This is a genomic window from Variovorax sp. KK3 (assembly GCF_001984055.1).
Classification (GTDB): Bacteria; Pseudomonadota; Gammaproteobacteria; order Burkholderiales; family Burkholderiaceae_C; genus Variovorax.
On sequence record NZ_LYVO01000058.1, the window covers coordinates 39,875 to 46,354 of the forward strand.

A 6,480-nucleotide genomic window follows, 5' to 3' on the forward strand; every position below is an offset into this window, starting at 1 on the left:
CAAGCCCTGGCGAGCCCCTTGCCTTCAGCCACCCTCATTCCGAAGACCAGACAGGAGACCCGATGTCACAGATTCCACTCCAGCACGGCGTATTTCTCGCTCCCTACCATCCGAACGAGGAAAGCCCGACCACCTGGCTGCGCCGCGACATCGAGCTCGCACAGCACCTGGACAAGCTGGGGTTCGCCGAGCTGTGGGTGGGCGAGCATCACTCGGGCGGCTACGAGATCATCGCGTCGCCGGACCTCTTCATCGCCGCCGCCGCCGAAGTGACGCGACGCATCCGCTTCGGCACCGGCGTGATGACGCTGCCGTATCACAACCCGCTGATCGTGGCCAACCGCATGGCGCAGCTCGACCATCAGACCATGGGCCGCGTGTCCTTCGGCTTCGGCCCGGGGCTGTTGATGTCCGACGCGCTGATGATGGGCATCGACCCCGACAAGACGCGCGACATGCTGCTCGAAGCCATGGACGTCATCGTGCGGCTGCTGCGCGGCGAGACCGTCACGGCCAAGACCGAGTGGTTCAACCTGGTCGAGGCGCGCGCCCATCTGCTGCCCTACTCGCAGCCGCTCGAGATGGCGGTCGCCAGTGCCGGCACGCCTTCGGGCGGTCGCGCCGCGGGCAAGTTCGGCATGTCGATGCTGTGCGTCGCCGCGTCGCAGGTCGGCGCCTTCGACGTGCTGGCCAGCAACTGGAAGATCGCCAACGAGGTCGCCGCGCAATACGGCAACACGATGGACCCGTCCAAGCTGCGGCTGGTCGCCCCAATGCATATCGCCGAAACCCGCGAGAAGGCGCGCGAGAACGTGCGCCATGGCCTCGACCGCTGGGTGCGCTACTACGACATGGCCGCGCCCAACCCGTTCCCCAAGGACGGCCGCGATCCGGTCGACGTGCTGATCGACTCGGGCCGTGCCGTCATCGGCACGCCCGAAGACGCCATCGCCATGATCGAGCGGCTGCGCGCCAAGCAGGGCCAGTTCGGCGTGTTCCTCGCGCAGCACGTGGACTGGGCCGACTGGGACCAGACCATGAAGTCCTTCGAGCTCTATGCGCGCTACGTCATCCCGCATTTCAACGGCACCAATGCCAACCGCATCGCCACCTACAACGTGATGGCCGAGCGGGTCGAGGAATTCAAGGCGCTGCGTCGCGGTGCGGCCGACAAGGCCTTCGCCCAGCACGAGGCGGCCCCGCGCAAGGTGGGCTGAGCGTCGATGAACGAGCTTGCAGGCACCGGGGCCGCGGGAAGCACGGTCACCGAGTTCAGCTCGGTCGACTTCCGCCGCTGCCTCGGCGAGTTCATCACGGGCGTCACCGTCATCACGACCGTGGGGCCGGACGGTCGCCGCTACGGCATGACGGCCAACTCCTTCAGCTCGGTGTCGCTCGACCCGCCGCTCATCCTCTGGAGCTTGCGGCTCAACGCGTCGAGCTTTCCGATCTACAGCACCGCCGACCACTTCGTGGTCAACATCCTGGCCGAAGACCAGATCGGCCTGTCGCAGCGGTTCGCGAAGTCGAACGTCGAGCAGTTCGAGGGTGTGTCGCACACGACCAGCGCCAACGGCATTCCACTGCTCGACGGCTGCGTCGCGCAGCTCGAATGCCGGCGCGAGGCCACGTACCCGGGCGGCGACCACGTGGTGTTCCTCGGCCGCGTGCTCCGCATCCGCAACAGCGGCCGGCAGCCACTCGCCTTCCGCAGCGGCAAGTACCAGGTGGTGCATGCGCACGAACCGGTGTCGCCGGGCGATGCGGACCAGGCCAACGTCGCCACGCTGTCGGCCATCCATGCGGCCCGGCCGCTCACGGACGAACTGGGCCGCGAGACCGATCGCACGGTCGGCATCTCGGTGTGGGGCAACATGGGTCCCACCATGATCTGGTGGCGCGAGTCGAGCCGGCCGCTGCGCACCAGCGTGCGCTGCGGGCTGGTGGTGTCTCTGCTCGGCTCGTCCACCGGCGCCCTGTTCGCGGCCTTCGCGCCGCGCGAGGTCACCGGTCCGCTGCTCGACCAGGAACTCGAACAGCAGAAGCGAACGGAAGGCCCGGAGGACGGGCGGCGCTTCCGCACCCGCGACGACGTCGAGAAATACCTGCGCGAAGTCCGCGCGCGCGGACTCGGCACCGTCACCAACGCCATGACGCCGGGCGTCAACGAGCACCCGGTGACGGCCGTGGCCGCACCGGTGTTCGACGCCAAGGGCGACATCGTGCTGGCCATCGCGATGCTCGGCGACACGAAGGAGTTTCGTGTCGACGACGGTGCGATCGAACGGCTGCGCTCGGTGGCCGCGGGCCTTTCGATGCGCCTTGGCTACAAGGCCGAGTACCAGCGGCATCGGTGAGCACGCCGATCCACGTCCCCTCCGGGCACAACCCTCCATCCCCGATCGAAGGAACACACATGAACTATGGGCTCGCAGGCCGCGTCATCGCGGTGACCGGTGGCGCTTCAGGCATCGGCCTGGCGGTGGCGCGCGAGGCGCTTCGGCAGGGCGCGCGCGTCGCCCTGCTCGACAGCTCCACGCAGCAGATCGATTCGGCGCTGACCGAACTCAAGGCCCTGCCCGATGCCGCGGTCGTGGCGCATGCCGTCGACGTGCGCGACCAGGCCGCCTGCCAGAACGCCGTCGACGCCATCGAACGCGACTTCGGCCCCATCGAAGGCCTCGCCGCATGCGCCGGCGTCTCGCGCCCCGAACCCGCCGAGCTGATGGCCGACGAGACCTGGGACCTGGTGATCGACATCAACCTCAGCGGCGTGTTCTACAGCGCCCGTGCGGTGGGCCAGCGCATGCTGGCACGCGGCCGCGGCGCGATCGTGACCATCGCATCGACCGACGCGCTGGGCGGCCATGCGGGGCGCGCGCACTATGCGGCGTCCAAGCACGGCGTGGTCGGCCTCACCCGCTCGCTGGCGATCGAATGGGGCCGCCGCGGCGTGCGCGTCAATGCGGTCGCGCCCGGCGTGGTCGATACGCCGCTGCTGCGCAAGGTGGCGCCGCCCGAGCACGTGCAGAACGCGATGGTCGACCGCGTGCCGATGGGCCGCTTCTCGCGCGCCGACGAGCAGGCGCACGCCACCTTGTTCCTGCTGTCCGACGGCGCTTCGTACATCAACGGCACCACGCTCGCGGTGGATGGCGGGCTGACCGCCGGCTACTTCACGCGCTGGCACGGCGCCGACCTCGGCTCCAAGGCGATGCTCGAGAAGGGCGTGTACGGCCCCCCCGACAGCCCGCCCGCCGCATGAAGGAGCCGCACGTGCCCAACGAGATTTCCAGGCGCATCGCACTGCTGACAGGCGGCACCGGCGGCCTCGCGCAGGCCACGGCCGAACGCTTCGCGGCCGAGGGCATCACCGTGGTCATCGCCGACCTCGACGCGCAGCGCGCCGGCGAAGCGGCCGATGCGCTGCCGGGCGACGGCCACCGCGGCATCGGCATGGACGTCGCCGACGAGGCCTCGGTTCGCGCGGTGTTCGAGCAGGTCGAGAGCGAACTCGGCCCGGTCGCCGTGCTGGGCTGCTTCGCCGGTCGCCTGAGCACCCGCTCCGCGCCCGGCCGCGTGCTGCTGACCGAGCTCACGCTGGACGAGTGGGAAGGCGTCAACGCCGTCAATGCGCGCGGCACCTTCCTGTGCATCCGCGAAATGGCGCGGCGCCGCGCCACCGTGCCGGTGCCGCATGGCCGCATCATCACCATCGCGTCGCTGGCCGGCCAGCAGGGCGGCCTGGCCGCCGGTGCGGCGTACAGCGCATCGAAGGGCGCCGTGCTCGCGCTGACCAAGGTGTGCGCGCGCGAACTCGCCAGCCAGGGCATCACCGTCAACGCCATCGCGCCCGGCCCCATCGACACGCAGATGCTGCGCTCGACCGTGCCCGTGGAACGGGCCGGCGAAAAGTACGAGCACCTGCAGGGCATTCCCCTGGCCCGCGTCGGCCTGCCGGGCGAGATCGCGGCCGCGGTGGCCTGGCTCGCCTCGGTGGACGCCGGCTTCGTCACCGGCGCCACGATCGACGTGAACGGCGGGCTCTACATGCGCTGAACAACCGGTGCCGTCGGCGCCGGCATCCACACATCAAGGATCTTCATGGAATTCTCCGGACCCCTGGCAGGCGTGCGCGTGGTGGACATCACCGCGGTGCTCATGGGCCCCTCCGCCACCCAGATGCTCGCGGACCTGGGCGCCGACGTGGTGAAGATCGAACCGCCGACCGGCGACGCGACGCGCAAGATCGGCCCTGGCGGCGACGAGCGCATGGGGCCCATCTACCTGGGCCTGAACCGCAACAAGCGCAGCCTGGTGCTGAACCTCAAGACGCCCGAAGGCGTGGAGGTGCTGCGCAAGCTCGTGGCCGAGGCCGACGTGCTGACCTACAACGTGCGGCCGGCCGCGATGGAGCGCCTGGGCCTGACCTACGAGGCGCTGAGCCAGCTCAATCCGCGCCTCATCTACGTCGGCATGTTCGGCTTTTCGCAGCGCGGCCGCTACGCGCCGTCGCCGGCTTTCGACGACCTGATCCAGGCCGCGACCGCCATGCCGAGCGCGATGGCGCCCAGCGTCGACGGCACGCCGCGCTTCATCCCGATCAACCTGGCCGATCGCTCGGTGGGCCTCTATGCCTTCGGCGTGATCGCCTCGGCGTTGTACGCCCGCGAGAAGACGGGCCGCGGCCAGCGCGTCGACGTGCCCATGTTCGAGACCATGGTGCCCTACGTGCTGGGCGACCATCTTTATGGCGAGAAGTTCGTGCCGGCGCGCGGCGACTTCGGCTACCCGCGCCTTCTGTCGTCGGCACGCCGGCCCTTTCGCACGCTGGACGCGCACGTGTGCTGCGTCATCTACCAGGACCACCACTGGAAGGCCTTTCTCGACATCCTGGGCATGGGCGAGATGTACGACACCGACCCGCGGCTCGCCAACATCACGGCGCGCACGCAGCATGCCGACGAACTCAACGCCTTCGTCGAGCAGCACCTGGCGACAAAGACCACCGCGCAATGGCGCGAGCTGCTGAAGTCCGCGGACATCCCGGTGTTTCCGGTCCACACCTTCGAGACGCTGCTCGACGATCCGCACCTCAAGGACATCGGCTTCTTCCGCGAGCAGGACGTGCCCTCGCTCGGCGCGATCCGCGAGACGGCGGTGCCGAGCGAATGGCACGGCACACCGCCGTTGAACTACCGGCCGCCGCCGACGCTCGGCGAGCACAGCGCCGAGATCCTGCGCGAGCTCGGTTACTCGGACGACGACATCGAGGCGCTGGCCTTCCAGGGCGTGACGCATGCCGATGCGCGCGCTCCTGCGCGAAACGAAGCCGAGCCGATCTGAGCGGAGCACGCGGCATGCAGCTGTTCGATTCGACGAGCTCGCCATTCGTCCGCAAGGTCAACATCGTCATCCACGAGCTGGGGCTGGGCGATCGCGTCGAACGGCTGTCGCAGAACGCGCATCCGGTGCAGCGCGACGCGCATCTGGTGGGCTTCAACCCGCTGGGCCAGGTGCCCGCGCTGGTGCTCGACGACGGCAGCGTGCTGTGCGACAGCCGCGTGATCTGCGAGTACCTGGACCGGTTGGGCCAGGGCCGCATCTTCCCGGCGGAAGGGCCGGCGCGCTGGCAGGCACTGGCCTGGCAGTCGCTGGCCGATGGGCTGCTCGACGCGGCGATCCTCATGCGCTACGAAGCCAATGCACGGCCGGCCGAGTACCGGTGGACTGGCTGGGAGGCCGCGCAATGGGCCAAGGTCGCGTCGGTGCTGCAAGCGCTGGAGCGGGCCGCACCGTCGTTCGACACGCGGTGGGACATCGGCATCATCAGCATCGCCTGCGCCTTGGGCTACCTGGACTTTCGCTTCCCCGAGCGGGCATGGCGCACGGAGCATGCAGCGCTGGCGCAGTGGTACGCCCGCGTGGCACTGCGTCCGTCGTTCGACGCCACCGCGCCGCGACCGCGCACCTGATTTCTCTTTTCTCTTTCGGGATCGACATGGAAATACATTGGACCGATGGCGCGCTGTCGCTGCAGAGGCCCGAGGACTTCAAGGCCTTCAAGGTCGTCATCCACGCCGCGCCGAGCATGAACGACAAGGTCATGCAGGACTTCGATGGCACGGCGCGCTTCGAAGGCGATCAGGTGTGCTGGGTGTCGCAGCAAGCGCTGCGTGGGCTGGCGGGCGCGCTGGCGACGCCGCAGTGGCTGGAGAACCTGGACGCCATGGTGTCGAAGGCGCGGTCCCACGGCTGGATCGACGATGCCACGGGCGACATCCGCGCGCATGTGGAGCGGGCTTGATGCCCAACCTTTTCCATCGCTGAACAGAGAGTGCCGCCGCTATGAAAATCCTGGTTCCCGTGAAACGAGTCGTCGACTACAACGTCAAGGTGCGCGTCAAGAGCGACGGCACCGGCGTGGACATCGCCAACGTCAAGATGAGCATGAACCCCTTCGACGAGATCGCCGTCGAA

The 6,480-nt window shown here is 68.9% G+C and carries 7 protein-coding genes and 1 pseudogene; all 8 read left to right on the plus strand.

All coding sequences use genetic code 11. The features are described 5' to 3' along the window. The first annotated feature begins 62 nt into the window (after nt 1–62). Complete coding sequence (locus B0W80_RS23850) at nt 63–1,217, plus strand: LLM class flavin-dependent oxidoreductase (RefSeq protein WP_077001646.1); 1,155 nt, start codon at nt 63–65, stop codon at nt 1,215–1,217. Between the two features lie 6 nt (nt 1,218–1,223). Further along, nucleotides 1,224–2,357, plus strand: a complete 1,134-nt coding sequence (locus tag B0W80_RS36420; RefSeq protein ID WP_077001647.1) for a flavin reductase — start codon at nt 1,224–1,226, stop codon at nt 2,355–2,357. 59 nt (nt 2,358–2,416) lie between these two features. Beyond that, entirely contained in the window at nt 2,417–3,265 is an 849-nt protein-coding gene (locus B0W80_RS23860; RefSeq protein ID WP_077001648.1) for an SDR family NAD(P)-dependent oxidoreductase, read from the plus strand. Between the two features lie 11 nt (nt 3,266–3,276). Continuing rightward, nucleotides 3,277–4,059 (plus strand): SDR family NAD(P)-dependent oxidoreductase, encoded by a 783-nt coding sequence (locus B0W80_RS23865; protein ID WP_179107010.1) that lies wholly within the window; start codon nt 3,277–3,279, stop codon nt 4,057–4,059. A 45-nt stretch (nt 4,060–4,104) separates the two neighbouring features. Further along, nucleotides 4,105–5,346, plus strand: a complete 1,242-nt coding sequence (locus tag B0W80_RS23870; protein ID WP_077001650.1) for a CaiB/BaiF CoA-transferase family protein — start codon at nt 4,105–4,107, stop codon at nt 5,344–5,346. 14 nt (nt 5,347–5,360) lie between these two features. Further along, nucleotides 5,361–5,975, plus strand: a complete 615-nt coding sequence (locus tag B0W80_RS23875) for a glutathione S-transferase (protein ID WP_077001651.1) — start codon at nt 5,361–5,363, stop codon at nt 5,973–5,975. Nucleotides 5,976–6,001: 26 nt separating this feature from the next. Next, nucleotides 6,002–6,307, plus strand: coding sequence for a hypothetical protein (locus B0W80_RS23880; RefSeq protein WP_077001652.1), 306 nt, complete (start codon nt 6,002–6,004; stop codon nt 6,305–6,307). Between the two features lie 41 nt (nt 6,308–6,348). Next, nucleotides 6,349–6,480 (plus strand): annotated as a pseudogene (locus B0W80_RS35130) (electron transfer flavoprotein subunit beta/FixA family protein); the annotation flags it as partial.

Excerpts from the sequence above, each read along its gene's own strand:
- B0W80_RS23850 (WP_077001646.1), top strand. The coding sequence starts at position 63 with ATGTCACAGATTCCACTCCAGCACGGCGTATTTCTCGCTCCCTACCAT.
- B0W80_RS36420 (WP_077001647.1), top strand. The coding sequence starts at position 1,224 with ATGAACGAGCTTGCAGGCACCGGGGCCGCGGGAAGCACGGTCACCGAG.
- B0W80_RS23860 (WP_077001648.1), top strand. The coding sequence starts at position 2,417 with ATGAACTATGGGCTCGCAGGCCGCGTCATCGCGGTGACCGGTGGCGCT.
- B0W80_RS23870 (WP_077001650.1), top strand. The coding sequence starts at position 4,105 with ATGGAATTCTCCGGACCCCTGGCAGGCGTGCGCGTGGTGGACATCACC.
- B0W80_RS23875 (WP_077001651.1), top strand. The coding sequence starts at position 5,361 with ATGCAGCTGTTCGATTCGACGAGCTCGCCATTCGTCCGCAAGGTCAAC.
- B0W80_RS23880 (WP_077001652.1), top strand. The coding sequence starts at position 6,002 with ATGGAAATACATTGGACCGATGGCGCGCTGTCGCTGCAGAGGCCCGAG.